Source organism: Lentzea cavernae (genome assembly GCF_014653695.1).
Classification (GTDB): Bacteria; Actinomycetota; Actinomycetes; order Mycobacteriales; family Pseudonocardiaceae; genus Lentzea; species Lentzea cavernae.
Map to the genome: position 1 here is coordinate 17808 of NZ_BNAR01000007.1, position 19907 is coordinate 37714.

Annotated in this window: 17 protein-coding genes and 2 pseudogenes; 4 read left to right on the plus strand and 15 right to left on the minus strand. The window is 68.8% G+C overall.

All coding sequences use genetic code 11. The features are described 5' to 3' along the window. The first annotated feature begins 64 nt into the window (after positions 1–64). Positions 65–505 (plus strand): MarR family winged helix-turn-helix transcriptional regulator, encoded by a 441-nt coding sequence (locus IE307_RS23010; protein ID WP_191300946.1) that lies wholly within the window; start codon positions 65–67, stop codon positions 503–505. A 34-nt stretch (positions 506–539) separates the two neighbouring features. Here IE307_RS23010 and IE307_RS23015 read toward each other — a convergent pair whose 3' ends face one another. From IE307_RS23015 to IE307_RS23050, 8 genes are all read right to left on the minus strand, one after another. Continuing rightward, on the minus strand, positions 540–1652 hold the full coding sequence (locus IE307_RS23015) for a DUF1700 domain-containing protein (protein ID WP_191300947.1): 1113 nt from the start codon (positions 1650–1652) through the stop codon (positions 540–542). Then, positions 1649–1975 (minus strand): PadR family transcriptional regulator, encoded by a 327-nt coding sequence (locus IE307_RS23020; protein ID WP_089917641.1) that lies wholly within the window; start codon positions 1973–1975, stop codon positions 1649–1651. Before IE307_RS23020 ends, IE307_RS23015 begins: the two co-directional genes overlap by 4 nt. Before the next feature lie 627 nt (positions 1976–2602). Next, on the minus strand, positions 2603–3460 hold the full coding sequence (gene mutM, locus IE307_RS23025; protein WP_191300949.1) for a bifunctional DNA-formamidopyrimidine glycosylase/DNA-(apurinic or apyrimidinic site) lyase: 858 nt from the start codon (positions 3458–3460) through the stop codon (positions 2603–2605). Between the two features lies 1 nt (position 3461). Then, positions 3462–3662 carry a hypothetical protein gene (locus IE307_RS23030; RefSeq protein WP_191300951.1) on the minus strand — a complete coding sequence of 67 codons (201 nt, stop codon included), beginning with the start codon at positions 3660–3662 and terminating at the stop codon, positions 3462–3464. Positions 3663–3670: 8 nt separating this feature from the next. Continuing rightward, complete coding sequence (gene rnc / locus IE307_RS23035; RefSeq protein WP_191300953.1) at positions 3671–4474, minus strand: ribonuclease III; 804 nt, start codon at positions 4472–4474, stop codon at positions 3671–3673. A gap of 16 nt (positions 4475–4490) precedes the next feature. Beyond that, entirely contained in the window at positions 4491–4673 is a 183-nt protein-coding gene (gene rpmF, locus IE307_RS23040; RefSeq protein ID WP_065916643.1) for a 50S ribosomal protein L32, read from the minus strand. Positions 4674–4675: 2 nt separating this feature from the next. Further along, complete coding sequence (locus IE307_RS23045) at positions 4676–5257, minus strand: YceD family protein (RefSeq protein ID WP_191300955.1); 582 nt, start codon at positions 5255–5257, stop codon at positions 4676–4678. A 149-nt stretch (positions 5258–5406) separates the two neighbouring features. After that, the gene (locus IE307_RS23050) at positions 5407–6123 is read right to left on the minus strand and encodes a DivIVA domain-containing protein (protein ID WP_191300957.1); all 717 of its coding nucleotides are present in this window, start codon (positions 6121–6123) and stop codon (positions 5407–5409) included. A gap of 120 nt (positions 6124–6243) precedes the next feature. Here IE307_RS23050 and IE307_RS23055 point away from each other — a divergent pair, with 120 nt between their 5' ends. After that, positions 6244–6645 (plus strand): GNAT family N-acetyltransferase, encoded by a 402-nt coding sequence (locus IE307_RS23055; RefSeq protein ID WP_229905036.1) that lies wholly within the window; start codon positions 6244–6246, stop codon positions 6643–6645. A 10-nt stretch (positions 6646–6655) separates the two neighbouring features. Here the strand turns inward: IE307_RS23055 and coaD are convergent, their stop codons facing one another. From coaD to IE307_RS23075, 4 genes are all read right to left on the minus strand, one after another. Further along, positions 6656–7138 (minus strand): pantetheine-phosphate adenylyltransferase, encoded by a 483-nt coding sequence (gene coaD, locus IE307_RS23060; RefSeq protein ID WP_191300959.1) that lies wholly within the window; start codon positions 7136–7138, stop codon positions 6656–6658. 53 nt (positions 7139–7191) lie between these two features. Beyond that, positions 7192–7746 (minus strand): 16S rRNA (guanine(966)-N(2))-methyltransferase RsmD, encoded by a 555-nt coding sequence (gene rsmD / locus IE307_RS23065; protein ID WP_191300961.1) that lies wholly within the window; start codon positions 7744–7746, stop codon positions 7192–7194. Positions 7747–8254: 508 nt separating this feature from the next. Continuing rightward, complete coding sequence (locus IE307_RS23070) at positions 8255–9328, minus strand: MBL fold metallo-hydrolase (protein WP_191300963.1); 1074 nt, start codon at positions 9326–9328, stop codon at positions 8255–8257. Between the two features lie 123 nt (positions 9329–9451). Further along, positions 9452–12829 (minus strand): pyruvate carboxylase, encoded by a 3378-nt coding sequence (locus tag IE307_RS23075; protein WP_191300966.1) that lies wholly within the window; start codon positions 12827–12829, stop codon positions 9452–9454. Between the two features lie 340 nt (positions 12830–13169). On the opposite strand from IE307_RS23075, the gene IE307_RS23080 reads away from it, so the two are divergent. Continuing rightward, on the plus strand, positions 13170–14480 hold the full coding sequence (locus IE307_RS23080) for a coiled-coil domain-containing protein (protein ID WP_191300969.1): 1311 nt from the start codon (positions 13170–13172) through the stop codon (positions 14478–14480). A gap of 265 nt (positions 14481–14745) precedes the next feature. Here the strand turns inward: IE307_RS23080 and IE307_RS46905 are convergent. The 3 genes and pseudogenes from IE307_RS46905 to fakA form a co-directional block, all read right to left on the minus strand. After that, a pseudogene (locus IE307_RS46905) lies at positions 14746–16008 on the minus strand (ATP-dependent DNA helicase RecG); the annotation flags it as partial. 1422 nt (positions 16009–17430) lie between these two features. Beyond that, positions 17431–17928, minus strand: a pseudogene (locus IE307_RS46910) (OB-fold nucleic acid binding domain-containing protein); the annotation flags it as partial. Positions 17929–17942: 14 nt separating this feature from the next. Continuing rightward, the gene (gene fakA / locus IE307_RS23090; RefSeq protein ID WP_191300973.1) at positions 17943–19553 is read right to left on the minus strand and encodes a DAK2 domain-containing protein; all 1611 of its coding nucleotides are present in this window, start codon (positions 19551–19553) and stop codon (positions 17943–17945) included. Positions 19554–19701: 148 nt separating this feature from the next. On the opposite strand from fakA, the gene rpmB reads away from it, so the two are divergent. Continuing rightward, a complete protein-coding gene (gene rpmB, locus IE307_RS23095; protein ID WP_030467945.1) occupies positions 19702–19893 on the plus strand; it encodes a 50S ribosomal protein L28 in 192 nt (63 codons plus the stop codon). Positions 19894–19907 lie beyond the last annotated feature (14 nt).

Here is a 19907-nt window from a genome sequence, read left to right on the forward strand (position 1 = left end):
TGAATGAGGGAAAGTGCCAGGGTTCGTGTCCGAATTCGGACAATCACATGCGCGCGGAGAAACGATGCCCACCACCGTCACCAACCACGAGGCACTTCAACTCGTGGTGGCCGTGCACCGGCTGGTGCGAAGTCTTCGGCAGGCCGCTCCGGCCCGCCGTTTGCAACCCACCCAGTTATTGGTGCTGTCAGAACTGAGTGCCCACGGCCCGATGCGGATCGGCGAGATCGCGGTGCGCGCGCTGTGTTCGCAGCCGACCGCCACAACCGTCGTGACCAGCCTGGAGTCCACCGGACTCGTCCGTCGTGAGCCTGACGCCGCGGACGGCAGGGCAACGATAGTCGTGCTCACCGAAGTCGGCCGCGAGACCATCCAGTCGCTTGCTCACGGCGAAGCCGAACTATTGAGTGAAAGAATGTCCGAACTTTCACCAGAAGACAGAGAACACCTGCGCTCGGCCATGCCGATTCTGAGGCACCTGGCCGAACCGCAGGAGAACAAGTAGGAGCGGGACCCCCCGACGGGTCCCGCTCCAGGATTTACTTGCTCGGTGACACAGAAGTAGGTGACACCGGGCTCGAAGTCGCGCTTCCGGAACTCGACGGAGCCGAACTCGTCGTTGACGGCGATGATGACGGAGCGGTCACGCTCGGTGCCACTGTGTAACACCGACCGTTTTCGTAGTCGATCTGAGGCCGCGGATAGCGGTTAGCAGGAATCACCGGTTCAGGACCGCTACCAGGCTCGTCGCAGCTGTTGTAGTTGCGCGGCGCGTTGATCGGCTGACCGTTCTGGTCGTACAGCAGCACGTTCGTGAGCAGCTTGCCGTTCTCGTCGTACGCGTAGATGTTGTCGTACGTCTCCATGACGGGCGGCGAATACGACGACCGCGAGGCGTTGTAGCCGAGCTGCCCCGCCGTCACGTCGATCACCTGGAACAGCAACCCCACGGCCAGCGCCGAGGCAGGCAGGCTGAACCACAGCCAGCGCCGGTCGACCTTGGCGCGCGGCCCGGCGAACACCGACACCACGGCGATCGCCGCGATCGCGAGGAACCCCAGGATGTCGCGACCGGCGAGCAGCACGGCGCCAAGGCCGAGCAGACCGGCCCGCACCAGCCACCAGGCCGGCTGCAACGACTTGAGGTACGTGATCGCCCGCTCGGCCGGCGTGCCCGCCTCGGGCGTCAGCCACGCCTTGAGCCTGACCGTCTCCGGCAGGTTCATGATCTCCTGCTGCGTGGGCCCCCGGTCGTGCACGAGCGCCAGGCTCAACACGATGATCACCGCGGGCAGCAGCAGCACCGCGGGCTCGCGCAACGACGCCGCCCCCGCGAGCAACGTGATGCCGGTGGCCCCCACCAACCCCCAGGCGGCGGCACGAGGCCTGGGCAGCACCTGCTTCTTCGTCGTGACCGGCAACCGCTCGGTCCGCGACGGGTACCCCGCCGCCTGGCGGAGCTCCTGCGCGTACTGCTCCGGAGACCCGAGCCGCTGCTCGATCGTCTCCTCCGGCCCGAGCTCCGTGGACAACTCGGCGACGTGCGCCTCGACGTCCTCCATGATCTCGGCGACCTCGTTGGGCGGCAGGTCGTCGAGGGCGGCACGCATCCCGGCCAGGTAGTGCTCGACACCGAGCGCTTGGGTGTTCATGCTGCGACCTCCTCGAGCAGGCCGTCCAGCGTGCTCGCGAACGACCTCCACGTCTCCCTCGACTCAGCCAGGCGCGCCCGCCCGGTCTCGTTGATGCTGTAGTACTTGCGGTGCGGCCCCTCTTCGCTCGGCACCACGTACGAGGTCAGCATCCCCGCGTTGTAGAGCCTGCGCAGCGTGCCGTAGACGGACGCGTCGCCCACTTCGTTCAAGCCGCCGGCGCGCAGTCTGCGCACCACGTCGTACCCGTACCCGTCGTCCTTGCGGAGAACCGCCAGAACGGCCAGGTCCAGCACCCCTTTGAGCAGTTGACTGGTGTCCATGGCCCCCTCCGAACCGCTGTTGCGCTGTGAACGGTACTACGCAGTGCGCAGTACTGTCTAATGCGCTGGTTCTTGTGGGTGTGCTGGGTGGGTTGGGTGTGGTTGAGGGCCACGTCTGGAGGACGCTTTTTGGTGGTGGGGCGTTGCTTGAACGGGCTGCGCGGGTCGGGTTGCGTTGGCTGGCGCCGGTTCCAGCGGGATTGGTCGCGTTCCTGGAGCTCGGTCACCTTGCGAGGACGGGCGCGCAGGTCGTGACGAATCAAGGGCTGGCGATTGGGGCTTGACCTTGAGCCTCTGGCGGGGCGCTGAGACGGCCGGAAAAGGCCGGGCTGAAAAGCGCCCGGCCGTGCCCGATCAGGGGTAGCACCCCGCCCCTCAAGGTCAAGCCCCAATCGCCATGAGCGGGGTGCACCGCTACCCAGAGCTTTCAGTTCGGACGGCTCGCTTCGCATCGCCACGCCAGGTTTCGTCCGAGGTTGCCCTTGCGATGTCGGCTGACCGGTTGGCACCGCGCGGGTGCCGCTGCGATGGCTGGCGCCGGTTCCAGCGGGGTGGTCACCTCGGGTGCGTTTGTCGCCTTGCGAGGGTGGCGCCTTACGTGTGCCTGGCGTGCTGGACCTGCTTGGGTCAGAGCCTCGGCCGGGGCTGGCACCTCGGGCACGAGTACGAGGACCGGTTCATGAACGGTTCGCGGATCATCGACGCGCCGCACCGCTTGCACGGTCGGTTTTCCTGGCCGTAGGCGTTCAGGGAGCGGTCGAAGTAGCCGGACTGGCCGTTGATGTTGACGTAGAGCGCGTCGAACGACGTGCCGCCCTGGCCCAGCGCCTCGCGCATGACGTCGGTGGCGTGGTCGAGGAGTTCGTAGGCCTTGGCCTTCGCGAGTTTGTCCGTCATGCGGGTGCCGTGGAGTTTGGCGCGCCAGAGGGCCTCGTCGGCGTAGATGTTGCCGATGCCGGAGACGAGGGTCTGGTCCAGCAAGGCGCGCTTGATCTCCGTGTGACGCAGGCGCAACGCGCGCACGGCAGCATCACGGGAGAAGAGAGGGTCCATGGGGTCGCGGGCGATGTGCGCGACGGAGTCGGGGACCAGGGTGCCGTCCACCTCGACGAGTTCGGCCAAGGCCAGGCCGCCGAAGGTGCGTTGGTCCACGAAGCGGAGCTCTGGTCCGCCGTCGTCGAACCGGAAGCGGACGCGCAGGTGCTTCTCGTCGGGGGCCGACGAGGGTTGGACGAGCATTTGGCCGCTCATGCCCAGGTGCGCGAGCATGGCGGCCTTGTCTGCCAGCTCCACCCAGAGGTACTTGCCGCGGCGCCTGGCAGCGGCCATTGGCTGGCCTGCCAGGCGCGCGCAGAAGTCCTGGGAACCCAGGTCGTGCCGGCGGATTGCGCGTGGGTGCAGCACCTCTACCGAGGAGATGACCCGGCCGGCGACGTGGGCTTCGAGGCCGAGGCGTACTACCTCGACCTCTGGGAGTTCGGGCACGTCAGGCTTCGGACTTGCCCTCGTCGATGGGCTGCGCCTCGATCACGGCAGCCTGCGGCTTGGTGGGCTTGAGCACCCACACACCCGCGCGGCTCGTGTCCCTGACCAGCACAAGGCCCTGGATGCCTCCACTGCGGGAGGTGTTCACCGGCCCGCGGACGGTGCGGGTGCGGCGGTTCGTGCGGTTCCTGGTCGCATACATCGCGTGTCTCAGTCTTCCTCGGTTGGGGCGGTCCCTGGCGTCACCGAGGCGCCATTCTGTCCGTTTGCGGATCGGACCGACTCCTGCTCGGCCTTGACCCGTTCCGACAGAACATGATAAGCCGCTTCGGCGGCTTTCTGCTCGGCTTCCTTCTTGGTGCGCCCATCACCCTTGCCGTAAGGCTGGCCACCGACGAGCACCGTTGCGGTGAACTCCTTGCGGTGGTCCGGCCCCTGGTCGTCCACGCGGTACTCCGGGACGCCGAGGCTGGCTTGAGCGGTGAGCTCCTGCAGGCTTGTCTTCCAGTCCAGTCCAGCACCCAAAAGCGGAGCTTTGGCCAAGAGCGGATCGAACAGCCGGTGAACGAACGTTCGTGCGGTATCGATACCGAACTGCAGGTACACCGCACCGATGACGGCCTCGAGGCCGTCGGCGAGGATGCTCGCCTTGTCCCTGCCGCCGGTCAGCTCTTCGCCACGACCGAGCAGCAGGTGTGCACCGAGCCCGTCCTGTCCCAGGTCACGCGCTACGCCCGCGAGTGCGTGCATGTTCACCACGCTGGCGCGGAGCTTCGCGAGCTGACCCTCGGGAAGATCGGGGTGAGTGCGGTAGAGGTGGTCGGTGACGACCAGCCCGAGAACCGCGTCTCCCAGGAACTCGAGACGCTCGTTCGGCGGCAAGCCGCCGTTCTCGTACGCGTAAGACCGGTGGGTGAGCGACAGCACGAGCAGCTCGGCGTCCAGGTGGACGCCGAGCGCTTCGAGCAGTTCCGCGCGGTCCGCTTGCGGTGCGCGCGGCGGCTTTCCCCCCACTACGTCAGCGAGGAGATCAGGCCGGCTGAGCGACCTGGCGGCCAGCGTACTGACCACAGGCCGGGCAGGCGACGTGCTGCGGCTTCGGCTGACGGCAGGCCTTGTTCTGGCACGCCACCAGGTGCACAGCAGACGTCTTCCACTGGGAACGGCGCGCACGGGTGTTCGAACGCGACATTTTCCGCTTCGGGACGGCCACGACTACTTCTCCTCGTTGTTGTCATCGCTGAACCGCTCTTGCAACGCGGCCCACCGAGGGTCAATCGTCTCATGCCCGTGGTCGGGCCCGAGCTCCGCCCACCTGCCACCACACTCGGAGCAAAGCCCCTTGCAGTCCGGCTCGCAAAGCGGCGCCTGCGGCAGTGCGAGAACGATGGCGTCCCGCACCACAGGCTCGAGGTCGATCAGATCGTCGACGATCCGGCTGACCTCGTCTTCATCAGTGGTCTCGTCCGTGGTGCTGTCCGGCCACGCGTAGAGCTCCGTGATCCGGACTTCAACCTCATCGGTGAGCGGCTCGAGACACCTCGAGCACTCACCCTCGACCTTCGCGGACGCCGTTCCCGACACCAGCAGACCCTCGACGACCGATTCGATCAGGAGGTCGAGTTCGACCTCCCCGTTCTCGGGCACCGCGATCACCCCGAGCAACCCCACACCTGCGCCGGGGACCGACCTCGCGAGGGGTCGGCTCAGACCGGCGCGACGGCCGATGTCCCTGGTGTCGATGACCCAGGGACTGGATGCTGTGGGACGCGTGGACGCGTGACGATGCTCAGTCATGATTTTTCGGGTTTTGCTGACGGGGACCTACCACGTCCAGCCGTTCCAGGGTACGGGACGACGGGCTCACGCGTGAAATCCGCAGGTGATCGCACCTGCAAGACGTAGCGCGAATCACACGTTCAGGTGCCTCGGAACCGGCTGGTTCGTCAGGAACCGTAGTCGAACGGCGCCGCGGCGCCCGCCACGGCCGGCCCGCGCAGGTGCGAACGGCCCTTGCCGACCGACCTGAGCGTGTGCGCGAGGAGGTCCTCGAAGTCCGCGAGCTTGCTGTCCACGTACGCGTCGCACTCCGACCGCAGCCGGATCGACTCGTTCTGGGCGGCGTCGAGCAGACGCGCGGCCTCGGAGTGCGCCGCGCGGACGACCTCCTGCTCGTTGACGAGCCTGGCCTGCTCGGCCCTGCCGTCCTCGGTGGCGCGCTCGTAGTTGGCGCGGCCCGCCTGGATCATGCGCTCGGACTCGGCGTGCGAACGGCCCACCAGGTCGTCGTACTCCTGGCGACCGGCGGCCACGGTCCGTTCGGCCTGGTCCTCCGCCTCGGCGATCATCCGCTCGGCACGGGCGCGCGCGTCGGACAGCATCGCCTCGGCCTCGGCCTGCGCCTCGGCGAGCATGCGGTCCGCGTCGGCACGCGCCTTGGACACGCCCGACTCGGCCTCGTGCTTGGCCTTGCCGACGAGCTCTTCTTTGTGGTCCAGCACGTCCTGCGCGTCGTCGAGCTCGGCAGGAATCGCATCGCGCACGTCGTCGAGCAGTTCGAGCACGTCGCCGCGCGGCACCACGCACCCCGATGTCATCGGAACCCCGCGCGCTTCCTCGACGATCGTGACGAGCTCGTCGAGTGCCTCGAACACCCGGTACACGTCTCACTCCCTAAGCCCTGTGACTCCCACCCACAAGTGTGCCCTGCCGATCTCCCCCGACCCGGGACATCGGCAGGGCGTGTCAGGATTTCCCCACATCCACCTGGGGGAACCGTGAAGATCACAATCAGGCGAGCCCGTGCCGACGACGTCCACCCGATCGTGACGATGCTGGCGGACGACCCGCTGGGCGCGCGGCGCGAGAAGCCGGGCGACCCGGCGTACCTGAAGGCGTTCGAGGTGATCGACGCCGACCCGCACCAGCTCCTGGCGGTGGCGGACGCGGACGGCGAGGTGGTGGGCACGCTGCAGCTGACGTTCACGTCGGGCCTGTCCCGCCTGGGCATGACCCGGGCGACCATCGAGGCCGTGCGCGTGCGCTCCGACCAGCGCGGCAACGGCCTCGGCGAACACCTGATCAGGTGGGCGGTCGACGAGGCCCGCGCACGCGGCTGCGGCCTGGTGCAGCTGACGACGGACGCGTCACGCGTGGACGCGCACCGGCGTCGCACGTGGGCATGAAGCTGACGCTCTAGCGCGTCTCCGCGAGGCGCTGCTGCAACCGCTGCTCGATGGTCGAGGGCAGCAGCGTCGAAACGTCGCCACCGTACGTCGCAACCTCCTTGACCAGCGAGGACGCCAGGTAGGAGTACTGCGGGCTCGCCTGCATGAACAGCGTGTCGACGCCCGTGAGCTGGTGGTTCATCTGCGCCATCTGCAGCTCGTAGTCGTAGTCGCTGACCGCGCGCAGACCCTTCACGATGGCCTTGATGTTGTTCTCACGGCAGTAGTCGACCAACAGCCCATGCCACGAGTCCACGCGCACGTTGTCCCACTGCGCCGTGACCTCGCGCAGCATCTCCTGCCGCTCCTCGACGTCGAACAAGGTGCGCTTGTTCTTGTTGATGAGCACGGCGACGACAACCTCTTCGAACAGGTGCGCGGCTCTCCCGATGATGTCCAGGTGACCGTTGGTTACCGGGTCGTAGGAGCCGGGGTACACGGCACGTGTCATGAAGCGGACGTTAGCACCCGATCGGACGCCTCCAGGCGTGTCCGTGGTTCTCGTCACCCATCAGAACGCACCTGCCCCCAGTACACGGCAGTGTCCCCGTAACGCTTGGCACGCAAGGATTCCACCCCTTCAGGCCACACAGGTTCGCCACTTCGCGAAGCACGTTCCACGATCAAGACGGCCTCCCCCGCGAGCCTGGGCACGATCCCCGCAAGCACTTTGGCGAGCTCCTCATCGCCCACCGCATACGGCGGATCCGCAAAAACAACGTCGAACTTCTCCCCTTCGACCGCCACGAACGCCTCGGCCGTACGGTTCACGATCACGACATCGCCGAACCCGAGCTCCTTCGCGTTGCCTTTGAGCACGTCAGCGGCCCGCCTGTCCGACTCCACGAACGTCGCGTGCCCCGCCCCCCGGCTCAACGCCTCGAACCCCAGCGCCCCAGACCCCGCATAGAGGTCCAGCACCCGAGCCCCGTCCAGGTCGAACGCAGCCTCGAGCGAACTGAACAGGGCCTCCCGGACCCGGTCGGACGTGGGCCGAGTGCCCTTGGGCGGCACCCTGAGCCTGCGACCCCCCGCCGTCCCGGCAACGATTCGTGTCACCGGGACATCGTCTCAGGCGACCCACCCCACCCCGAACGCGATGCCGAAGGCGAGTCGCCCTCCCCCACGCGATGCCGCAGGCGAGCCGTCCTCCCCCAGCGATGCCGCAGGCGAGCCGTCCTCCCCACGCAATGCCGCAGGCGAGCCGTCCTTGCCCTTAGCCGGAGGCCTGGGCGGTGGGGTCCCGTCACGAGTCGCGCCACAGCTCCTGCTGCACCTGAGGGGTGAGGTCAAGTCGACACGCTTTTCGTCGACTTGACCTCACCCCTCAGGTGTGGCCAGCTCCTGGTGCGACTTGTGACGGGACCCCACCGCCAACGCAACAAACAACGCAACAGCCAGCCGCCCAGCACAAACAGGCGTGCCATCAACCCGCCGGCGGCGCCACCCCCCGGATCAGATTGCCGGGGGTCTGGGGGCAGAGCCCCCAGGGGAAAGCACGCAACCGCAACACGCCGCCCGCAACCCAACCCACCCCCCAAACCGCGACGCGACAAATCACCCCACCTCAGACAAGCGCCTGCCACCACCCATCAACCTCACCGGGAGAGTCCACATCCACCCTCTCCCCAGGCCGAGGCACAGCCAACCGAACCCCTCCGGCCTTCGCCTCCCGCCAAATCCGATCAATCGGCTCCCCCCACGGATGCAACCCGAGGTTGAACGTCGCCCAATGAACCGGGATCAACAACCCCCCACCAAGATCATCAAACGCCCGAACCCCCTCCTCAGGCGTCATGTGGATGTCCGGCCATGCGTCGTCATAGGCCCCAACCTGCATCAACACAGCATCAAACGGCCCATGAGCAGCCCCGATCGCCTTGTACCCGGCGAAATACCCCGTATCCCCGCTGTAGAACACCGACCGCGAACCCCGAGCGATCACCCAAGACGCCCACAACGTGACGTTCCGCTGCACCGACCGCCCAGAGAAGTGTTGCGCCGCAGTACAAGTGAGCGTGAACCCGTCAACGGAATGCGACTCGTCCCAGTCCAACTCAACGATCCGCGAGGATGGCACGTCCCACCGAGCAAGATGCGCCCCAAGCCCCAACGGAACCACGAACACCGCAGACGTGGAAGCAGTCAACGACTGCACGGTCACCATGTCGAGGTGGTCGTAGTGGTCGTGCGAGATCACAACCGCACTGACAGCAGGCAAATCAGACAACTGATGCGGAACCGGGTGCAACCGCCGAGGCCCCAACCGAGCAGACGGCGAGACCCGCTCACTCCACACAGGATCGACGAGAACCGCCGCCCCGTCGATCTCGATGAGCGCGGAAGCATGCCCGTACCAGGTGATGTGCAGACCGTCGGACACCGGCGCCGCAGGCCCGACCAGCGGCACGGGAACAGACGGCTTGCGGTCCGCGCCGCCGAACAGGAAGTCACGCGCCGAGAAGGAGTCGCCATCCGGAACGGTGCGGACTTCCTTGTCGTTGTGGAACTTGCCGTCGCGATACCGCGGTGAGCGCGACATGTGGACCGGGTCCGGCTTGCCGCCCAGCTGCCGGGGCACGTCCTTCAGCGCCCACGCCACCCCTGCCAGGCCGAGCAGGCCGGCCAACGCCTTCTTCATGATGCGATTCCCTCTCCCTGACCCCGTGCTCGGTGCAACGCACGAAATAGTCGTGGAGTTCCAGGCTCCCCGCAGCACGAAGGGCCCGGTCCCACGCGGAGACCGGGCCCTTCGGCAACTCGGCTACTGCAGGACGATCAGGAGGTCGCCGCCCTCGACCTGCTGGGCACCGCGCAACGCCAGGCGCTGCACGACGCCCGCCTTCGGGGCGGTGATCGCGGCCTCCATCTTCATGGCCTCGATCGTCGCGACGGTCTGACCGGCGTCGACGCTGTCGCCCTCGGCCACCACCGCCGTCACCACGCCGGCGAACGGGGCCGCCACGTGGTTCTGGTTCGAGCGGTCGGCCTTCTCGGCGGCCGGGATGTCGGCGGCCACCGAGCGGTCGCGGACCTGGATCGGGCGCAGCTGGCCGTTCAGCGTGGCCATGACCGTGCGGATGCCCCGCGCGTCGGCCTCGGAGATCGCCTCCAGGCCGATCAACAGCCGGACACCCGGCTCCAGGTCGACGGAGTACTCCTCGCCCGGACGCAGGCCGTAGAAGAAGTCCTTGGAGCGCAACACCGACGTGTCGCCGTAGGCGTCGCGGTGCGTGCGGAACTCCTTGGTGGGAGCCGGGAACAGCAGCCTGTTCAGCGTCGCGCGCCGGTCGTCCGCCAAGCCCGCCTCGTCCTCGGCCGAGAGCTCCTCCACCGGCTTCGGGGCGGGACGGCCCTCCAGGGCCTTGCTGCGGAACGGCTCCGGCCAGCCGCCGGGCGGGTCGCCCAGCTCGCCGTGCAGGAAGCCGATCACCGAGGCCGGGATGTCGAACTTGCCGGGGTTCTCCTCGAACTCCTTCGGGGAGACGCCGGCGCCGACGAGGTGCAGCGCGAGGTCGCCGACGACCTTGGACGACGGCGTCACCTTCACGAGGTGGCCGAGCATGCGGTCGGCGGCCGCGTACATCGACTCGATCTCCTCGAACTTCTCGCCGAGGCCGAGCGCGACGGCCTGCGTGCGCAGGTTCGAGAGCTGACCACCGGGGATCTCGTGGTGGTAGACGCGGCCGGTCGGGCCGGGGATGCCGGACTCGAACGGCGCGTAGATCTTGCGCACCGACTCCCAGTACGGCTCCAGGTCGCAGACGTTCTGCAGGTTGAGGCCGGTGGAGTGCTCGGTGTGGTCGGTCAGCGCCACGATCGACGACAGCGGCGGCTGCGACGTCGTGCCCGCCATCGACGCGGTCGCGCCGTCGATCGCGTCCACGCCCGCCTGGATCGCCGCGAGGTAGGTCGCGAGCTGGCCGCCGGCCGTGTCGTGCGTGTGGAGGTGGACCGGGAGGTCGAACTCCTTGCGCAGCGCGGAGATCAGGCGCGACGCGGCGGGAGCCCGCAGCAGGCCGGCCATGTCCTTGACGCACAGCACGTGGGCGCCGGCGCCCACGATCTGCTCGGCGAGCTTGAGGTAGTAGTCCAGTGTGTACAGACGCTCGTCCGGGTTCGACAGGTCGCTCGTGTAGCAGAGGGCGACCTCGGCGACCGCGGTTCCGGTCTCGCGCACGGCCTCGATCGCCGGGCGCATCTGCTCGACGTCGTTCAGGGCGTCGAAGATCCGGAAGATGTCGATGCCGGTCTTCGTCGCCTCCTCCACGAACGCCTTGGTCACGGCCTCGGGGTACGGCGTGTAGCCGACCGTGTTGCGGCCGCGCAGCAGCATCTGCAGGTTGATGTTCGGCACGGCCTCGCGCAGCGCGGCGAGCCGCTCCCACGGGTCCTCCGCGAGGAACCGCAGCGCCACGTCGTAGGTCGCGCCGCCCCAGCACTCCAGGGACAGCAGCTCGGGCGTCATGCGCGAGACGTGCGGCGCGACGGCGAGCAGGTCCTTGGTGCGCACTCGGGTGGCCAGCAGCGACTGGTGGGCGTCGCGGAACGTCGTGTCCGTGACGCCGACGGCCTTGCTCTCCCGCATCCACCGCGCGAAGCCCTCGGGGCCGAGCTCGACCAGCTTCTGCTTGGAGCCGGCGACCGGTTCGGCGTTCAGGTCCACGACCGGCAGCTTCTCGCGCGGGTCGACCGCGGTGGGGCGCGTGCCGTTCGGGTGGTTGACCGTCACGTCCGCGAGGTAGGTCAGCAGTCGCGTGCCGCGGTCGGCCGAGTGGCGGGCCGTCAGCAGGTGCGGGCGCTTCTCGATGAACGACGTGGTGACGCGGCCCTCGTAGAAGTCCGCGTCGTCCAGGACGGCCTGGATGAACGGGATGTTCGTGGACACACCGCGGATGCGGAACTCCGCGATCGCACGGCGCGCACGGGCGACGGCGAGGGAGAACGTGCGGCCGCGGCACGTGAGCTTCACGAGCATCGAGTCGAAGTGCGGGCTGATGGCCATGCCCGCGCCCGCCGTGCCGCCGTCGAGGCGGATGCCCGAACCACCGGGCGAGCGGTACGCGCTGATCGTGCCGGTGTCCGGGCGGAAGCCGTTGGCCGGGTCCTCCGTGGTGATGCGGCACTGCAGCGCCGCGCCGCGCAGCTGGACGGTGTCCTGGGACAGGCCCAGGTCCTCCAGCGTCTCGCCGGACGCGATGCGCATCTGCGACTGCACCAGGTCGACGTCGGTCACCTCTTCCGTGACCGTGTGCTCGACCTGGATGCGCGGGTTCATCTCGATGAAGACGTAGTGGCCCTGCGGGTCGAGCAGGAACTCCACGGTGCCGGCGTTGCGGTAGCCGATGTGCCGGGCGAACTTCACCGCGTCGGCGCAGATGCGGTCGCGCAGCTCGGGATCGAGGTTCGGCGCGGGCGCGATCTCGATGACCTTCTGGTGGCGCCGCTGCACGGAGCAGTCGCGCTCGAAGAGGTGGATCACGTTGCCCTGGCCGTCGGCGAGGATCTGCACCTCGATGTGGCGCGGTTCGACCACGGCCTGTTCGAGGAACACGGTCGGGTCGCCGAACGCCGACTCCGCCTCGCGGGACGCCGCTTCGAGCGACTCGCGCAGCGCGGCGGGCTCGTCGACCTTGCGCATGCCCCGGCCACCACCACCGGCGACGGCCTTCACGAAGACGGGGAAGCGCATCGTCTTCGACGCCTCGAGCAGCTCGTCGATGTCGGACGACGGCGGGCTCGACTCCAGCACCGGCAGCCCGGCCTCGCGGGCGGCGGCGATGGCGCGCGCCTTGTTGCCCGTCAGCTCCAGCACCTCGGCCACGGGGCCGACGAACGTGAGACCTGCCTCACGACAGGCCATCGCGAGTTCGGGGTTCTCCGACAGGAAGCCGTAACCGGGGTAGATCGCGTCGGCGCCGGCCTTGCGGGCGGCCTTGATGATCTCCTCGACGGAGAGGTACGCGCGAACGGGGTGGCCGGGCTCGCCGATCTCGTAGGACTCGTCCGCCTTCAACCGGTGCAGCGAGTTCCGGTCCTCGTGAGGGAAAACGGCGACCGTTCCAGCGCCCAGTTCGTAAGCGGCTCGGAACGCGCGAATCGCGATCTCGCCGCGGTTGGCGACAAGAACCTTGCGGAACATCCGTGCCCTCCCGGTGTTACTCGGCGGTCATCAGTCGTGGCACGTTACCGTGCGACTCTTGCCTGTTGGGAGGACTGTCTCACGTGATGGGTGTCATCCTGATCGGTCTTGCTCGCAGGGATTCTCGCGTGATGGGAGCGAATCCGATACCCACCACCCGGTCAGACTGCGGCCGGTAGTGGGTTTAACCAGATCGAGTGACGATCTTCGTGACTATCTCGGTAGGGTGAGCCATATGGCCGGGGCTGATGGAGCCGGGCAGCCTACTGCCCGCACACCGCATTTCGACGTTGTCCTTCGTGGTTACAACCAGCGACAGGTGAACGAACGAGTCACCCGCTTGGAGTTCGATCTCAAGAACTCGAACCGCTCCCGTGACGCGGCCGCCGCGCAGGTGGCGGAGCTCACCAAACTGCTCAACTCGATGCGCGCGGACCTCGACAAGTCCAAGGTGCAGCTCCACAACCTCGCCAACAGTCCCGTCAGCGCGTCGAACGTCACCGAGCGCGTTCGCGTGATGATGAGCCTGGCCGAGGAAGAGATCGCGGACATCCGCAAGGACGCCCTCGACAAGGCCGCCGCCACGCGCGGTGAGGCCGAGAAGTGGGCAGCCGAGCAGCGCGAGGCCCACCAGCGCCTGCTCGCCGAGACCGAGGCGCGCCGCAAGCAGCTGGAGATGAACTACCAGCAGCGCCACGCCGAGCTCGACCAGCAGACCGCCGGCCGCAGGTCAGAGCTGGAAGCCGAGCACGTGTCGCTGCAGGCGAAGCTCACCGCCGAGCACGAGGCCCTGGTCGCCGACGTGCGCGCGAACGGTGATCGCGTCGCCGCCGAGTTCGAGAAGAAGTCGGCCGACCTGGACACCCACCGCGCCGAGCTCGACGCGAAGTACAAGGCGTACCACGACCAGCTCGACAAGGAGTACGACGGCCTCAAGGCGAAGCTGACCGCCGAGCACCAGAAGGTGCTGGCGGACGCGCGGGCCGAGGCCGAGCAGATCGTCGCCGACGCGGAGGCCAAGCGCGCCGCGGCACTGCAGAAGCTCGAGAGCGAGCTCTCGGCCAGGCAGGAGGAGGCCGCGAAGGTCCTCGCCGAGCTCGAGACCGAGTCGCTCGCCAAGGCCGAGAAGGTCACCTCCGACGCGTCCGCGCAGGCGATCGCCCTGGTCAGCGCGGCGGAGGAGAAGGCGGCGACGACCCTGCGCACCGCCGAGGACAAGGCCACCGCCACCGTCACCGAGGCCGATCAGAAGGCCACGGCCACCGTGCGCGACGCCAACGAGAAGGCCGCGACCACCGTGCGCGACGCCGACCAGAAGGCCGCGACCACGGTGCGCGAGGCCGACGAGAAGGCGCGCGCGCTCGTTCGCGAGGCCGAGGAGAAGTCGGCCGCGGCCGTCGCCGAGGCGGACCAGCGTGCCGCCGCCGCGTCCGAGAAGGAGGCGTCGCTGCGTTCGGCGCACGACAACCTCGCCACGCAGTTCCACGCGGCCCAGGCCGCGGTGGACGCGGCGATGTCGGTGCTCAAGCCCCTGGAGGACGGGACCGCCGACGCCGACGAGGCTCCTTCCGCGCCTGTTTCGCCGGTCGCGCCCGTTGCGCCCGGTGAGCAGAAGACCGAGCAGCTGCCGAAACCGCGTCAGAGGGACTGAGGCTCAGCCGGGGACGGCGACGGACTGGTCTCGTGTGACCGCCGCCGTTCGCCGGGAGCCACCGGTCGATTCGTGCCGTCGAACGACGCCACCCCAGCTGGGGTGGCGTTTTTCGTGCGTGCCCGGAACTGCGGATCGCGTCACGGCCGTGCGCCACCTCGCGGGCCCGGTCCCGCGCGGCTAGGCGCTGTCCTGCAAGTCTCGTCGGGCGACAGCGGCGGCCGAGGGCCCCCGTCTCTCACCTGACGAACTTGCAGGACAGCGTCTAGGTCTTCTCCAGGTACTCGGCGCGCTCCTCCGTCAGCAGCGTCGCCACCATGCCGGCCAGCCCCGGGTGCTTCTCCAGGTCCGGGTCGGCGTCCACGACCTGCTGCGCGGACGTGCGGGCGTCCGCGATGATGTCCTCGTCGCGCAGCAGCGAGAGCATCTTCAGGCCCGAGCGGCGGCCTGACTGGGCCGCGCCGAGGATGTCGCCCTCGCGGCGCAGTTCGAGGTCGAGCTGGGCCAGTTCGAAGCCGTCCAGGGTCGACTCGACGGCGCGCAGGCGTTCCATCGTCGCCGTCATCTCGGGCATCTCGGTGACCAGGAGGCAGAGGCCCGGTGCGCTGCCGCGGCCCACGCGGCCGCGGAGCTGGTGGAGCTGGGAGACGCCGAAGCGGTCGGCGTCCATGATGGCCATGACGGTGGCGTTCGGGACGTTGACGCCCACCTCGATGACGGTGGTGGCCACGAGGACGTGGACCTCGTTGGCCGCGAAGGCGCGCATCACGGCGTCCTTCTCGTCGGGGGGCATGCGACCGTGCAGGATCTCGATGCGCAGGCCGCGCAACGGGCCCTGCGCGAGCATCGTCGCCACGTCGATCACGGACAGGGCGGGGCGCTTGTCCTCGTCGTCGGACTTCGCCGGTTCCTCGTCGCCGATGCGCGGGCACACGAAGTACGCCTGGTGGCCCTTCGCCACCTCCTCGCGCACTCGGGCGAACGCGCGGTCGAGCCACGCGGGCTTCTCGCGGACGGGGACCACCGAGGTCTTGATCGGTGAGCGGCCTCCGGGCAGCTCGCGCAGGGCGGAGACCTCCAGGTCGCCGTAGACCGTCATGGCGACGGTGCGCGGGATCGGGGTCGCTGTCATGACCAGCACGTGCGGGTTCTCGCGTTCGCCGCGGGCCGAGAGCGCCGCTCGTTGCTCGACGCCGAAGCGGTGCTGCTCGTCAACGACGACCAGACCCAGGGAGTGGAACTCCACCTTCTCCTGGATGATCGCGTGCGTGCCGACGACGATGCCCGCCTCGCCGGTCACGATGTCGAGCAGCGCCTGGCGGCGCTGGGCCGTGTTCATCGAGCCGGTCAGCAGCGTCACGCGGGTCGCGTGCTCCGCGCCGCCGAGCTGGCCCGCCTGGGCGAGGTCGCCGAGCATCTCCGCCAGCGAACGGGCGTGTTGTGCCGCAAGGACTTCCGTGGGGGCGAGCATCGCCGCCTGACGGCCCGAGTCGACGGCCTGCAGCATGGCGCGCAACGCGACCATGGTGTTGTGGGTGACCACGAAGTGGTCGGTGACGTAGAGCTGATCAGGGTGTGCGACAGAGATGCACTGCACCGGCTTGCGACCGACGAACTCGACCGAGCGAATCGCCCGGACAGGCTCTTCGCACCTGGTGCGCTCCTTGACGAGTTCTGCCTTCCGGCTGAGCCGGAACGGTGGGAACTCATTCGGCAGACGGAGGCTGACCAGGTGGTACGTGTTGCCCATCTTCTCGACCGGGCGGACCCGGCCCGTGCCGCCCAACGACTCGGCCAGCCAGGACACCTGGTCGGCCAACCGCGGCGACGCCGACAGGAAGGTCACGTCCGAGCCCTGCTGCCGGTCGAGCGTGCCGCCGGTGTCCAGCAGCCCCTGCAACAACGCGTGCCGCACCTTCACCGGTGCGATCAGGTAGTTCTCCGGCAGGAACTCGTCCCCGGCCCGATGACCGCAGACCCCCAGATCCCGCAGCGCGTCGAGGACCGGATTCGCACCCTCGCGGCACCCGTCCACAAGCCGGTCGTACTTGTTCGACCAGCCGGGCTCGACCAGGTGCGCGCCCTCGGGAAGAGCTGCCGTCAGCTCGACGAGCAGCTCTGGATCGGCACCGGTGAACACGACTCCGCCGTTGAGCAGCGAACCGTCCCCGATCAGCCACCCGAGCGCGTACGGGTCCAGCGGCCGCTCGGTCAGGCTGTCCAACTCGGGCGCTTCCACCACGGGCAGATGCCACTTCGAGGCACCGTCCGACGTCGTGAGGTCGTCGCGGATCTCTCGCAACGACAGCACCTTCAGCGGGTTCCCCCGGTCACGGCGCACCGTCGTGTTCACGGCCCACAGGTGCTCGAGATCGGACTCCACGCCGCGGCCGTCGGAGAGCAGCACCCTGTAGACATCTCGCTCCCCCTGGGGGAAGACCCCGGTCACGACGGTGACCTCGCCGCTGGGCGCGATGACCTCGGCTCCGACCCGGACCTCGCCCATCTTGACGAAGCCGGTCGGCGTGAGGACCAGCGAGTCGAGCGGTTGGGCCTTGCCCGACCCGACCTCGCCCTGCAGCAGGCGGTTCATCGGCACCACGGACTCCAGGTCCGACGCGACCTGCTCGCCGACCTCGACCTGGCCCGCCGTCAGCGTGAACGGCAGCCGCGCGTCGAAGGCGTCGAGGATGCCGCCGGACCGGCGCGCGCACGACGGGGCGGGACGGGCCGTCGAGGCCTTGCGGCGCTGCGCCAGCGCCAGCTGCACGGCCAGCGCCTCGTCCCACTTCAGCCGCAGCTGCGCGACCGAGATCTGCGCCCAGCTCTCCGGCCGGTGGATCGACCGCAGCGCGTCCTCCAGGCCGATCAGGCCCTGCTCGGAGCGGAAGTCGGCGGGTAGCGGGTCCTCCGGCACGCCGTCCCAGATCTCCAGGAGCTGCTTCACGCAGTTCGCGATGTTCCACGTGTTGATGTGCTGCGACGCCGGGTAGACGGGCAGGAACGCCTGCAGGAACGACGACCCGTCGTGCTCCGCGGTGAGGACCTCGAACGCCGGGTGCACCAGCTGCAGGTTCTGCCGGTAGCGGCCGACCTTGCCGGCGAACAGCGCGCGCGTGCCCGGCAGCAGCTCCTGCTCGGCGACGAACGCGGGCTTGCCGAAGAACACCAGGTGCAGCTCGGAGGTGCCGTCGGTGATCACGGCCTCCGTCATCTGGCCGCGGCGCGCCTTCATCTGGCGCTTCTGGCACTTGCGGACCTCGGCCTGCACCGTCACGTGCTCGTCGATCTCGAGCGATTTGATGTCGGTCAGCTTCCCGCGCTCGTCGTAGCGGCGCGGGTAGTGGCGCAGCAGGTCACCGACCGTCGTGAGGCCGAGGCCGGTCTCCAGTGCGTCGGCGGTCTTCTTGCCGAGCAACGGCTGCAGCTTGTCGTCGAAGGAGATCATCGCGTCCCATTGAACTACTCGACACCGACAAAAATCACCGCGTCCGGCTGACCACCCGGATACGCGGTCACCTCGACCTCCGGATGGGTGACCCGCACGTGGTCCTCCAGCACGTCGGCGAGGCCGTCCGGCGCGTCCGCACCCAGGATGACGGTCACCAGTTCACCACCGCCCGCCAGCATGCGGTCGACCAGGCGGCAGGACAGGTCCACCACCGACTCCGGCGCCGCGGGACCGGGCTCGATCAGCACGACCTCGCCGTCCAGCATGCCCAGCAGGTCGCCGGGCTGGCAGCGGCCGACCCACGTCAACGCCTCGTCGGCGGCGATCGAGAGCTCACCACGACGCGTCGCCGCGGCGGCCTCGGCCATGGCGACAACGTCGTCACCGGCACGACGAGAGGAGTCGTGCACCGCCAACGCCGCGAGGGCCTGCACGGGCGAGAACGTCGGCACCACCACCACGTCCTGCCCGGCGGCCTGTGCGTACGCGACGGCCTCGTCCAGGACCCCGCGGATGTCCGGATCGCCTGGCAGCACGGCGACGTGACGCGCGCGCGTCGACACGATGGCCGACAACAGGTCCGTGGGCGTCGCCGAAGAAGAAGCGAGGTCGAACACCGCGGCGCCTTCCGCGCGGAACAGGTCCACAGCGCCGCTCACGACCACCACGATCGCCCGGTCGCGCACGAACCGGGAGGCCTGCGCGGCGATCTGGTCGGCGAACCGCGCCACGGTGATGCGGTGCGGACGTCCTGCGCGCACACCCGACTCGATGGCCGCGCCGATGTCGTTGCAGTGCACGTGGACGGTCCACAACGAAACTCCGTCGCCCACCACCGACACGCAGTCGCCGAGCAGGTTCAGCGAGGCGCGCAGCTCCGCGACCGCCTCCTCGGACGTGCCGTCGATCAGGTACATGACCTCGTACTCGAACTCCGGCGACCCGCTCTCGCGCTCGGTCGTCAGCGATTCGGGCGTGCGAGGCGCGAGAGGCGCGTCCACCGGCGTCGCCACGCTCTGGCCGGTGATCACCGCGGCCAGTGTGTCCAACAACACAACCAGCCCGCGTCCGCCCGCGTCGACCACGCCGGCCTTGGCCAGCACGGCGAGCTGACGGGGCGTGTCGGCCAATGCGACCGCCCCCGCGCGCGACGCGGCCATCACGACGTCGTCCAGCTCGTCCGAAGCACAGTCACGAGCGGCCTCGGAGGCGGCGTGCAGCACCGACAGCACGGTGCCGGGCACGGGCTTCGACACGGCGGCCGTGGCCAGTTCGTCGGCCCGGTGCAGGCCCTTGCGCAACGCCGTGCCGGTGACCAGCGAGACCTCCTGCACCGTCTCCGCGAGGCCCCTGAGCACCTGGGACAGGATCACGCCGGAGTTCCCGCGCGCCCCGGCGAGAGCGCCGCGGGCCAGCGCCGACAGCGCGTCCCCCACCGTCGACATGGGCGAGCGCAGCAGCGCGTCGAGCGCCGACTGCATCGTGTGCAGCAGGTTCGTGCCCGTGTCGCCGTCCGGGACGGGGAAGACGTTGATCTGGTCGATCGACTCCCGATTGGCGTCCAACGACCGCACGCAGGCGTCTGCCCATCTGCGCACCGCGACCGCATCCATGACCTGCATGGCGGCGAGAGTATCCACCCGGTTTGGTCGCGGGTGAGCCCACCGGCTACCCTGATTGGGTTGCCGTGCCCGGTTGAGGCTTGTGCACGCTTGCGCGCCCACCGGGACGCGAGACTTACCGCTTGAGGAACCTGAAGGAGTGGCTGACGTGGCTGCCGTGTGCGACGTCTGTGGCAAGGGGCCGGGCTTCGGCCATTCGGTTTCGCACTCCCAGCGGAAGACGAACCGCCGCTGGAACCCGAACATCCAGTCTGTGCGCGCCAAGGTTTCGGCCTCGCAGCGCCAGCGGATCAACGTGTGCACGTCTTGCCTGAAGGCCGGCAAGGTCGTGCGCGGCTGATCACCGCCACAGTT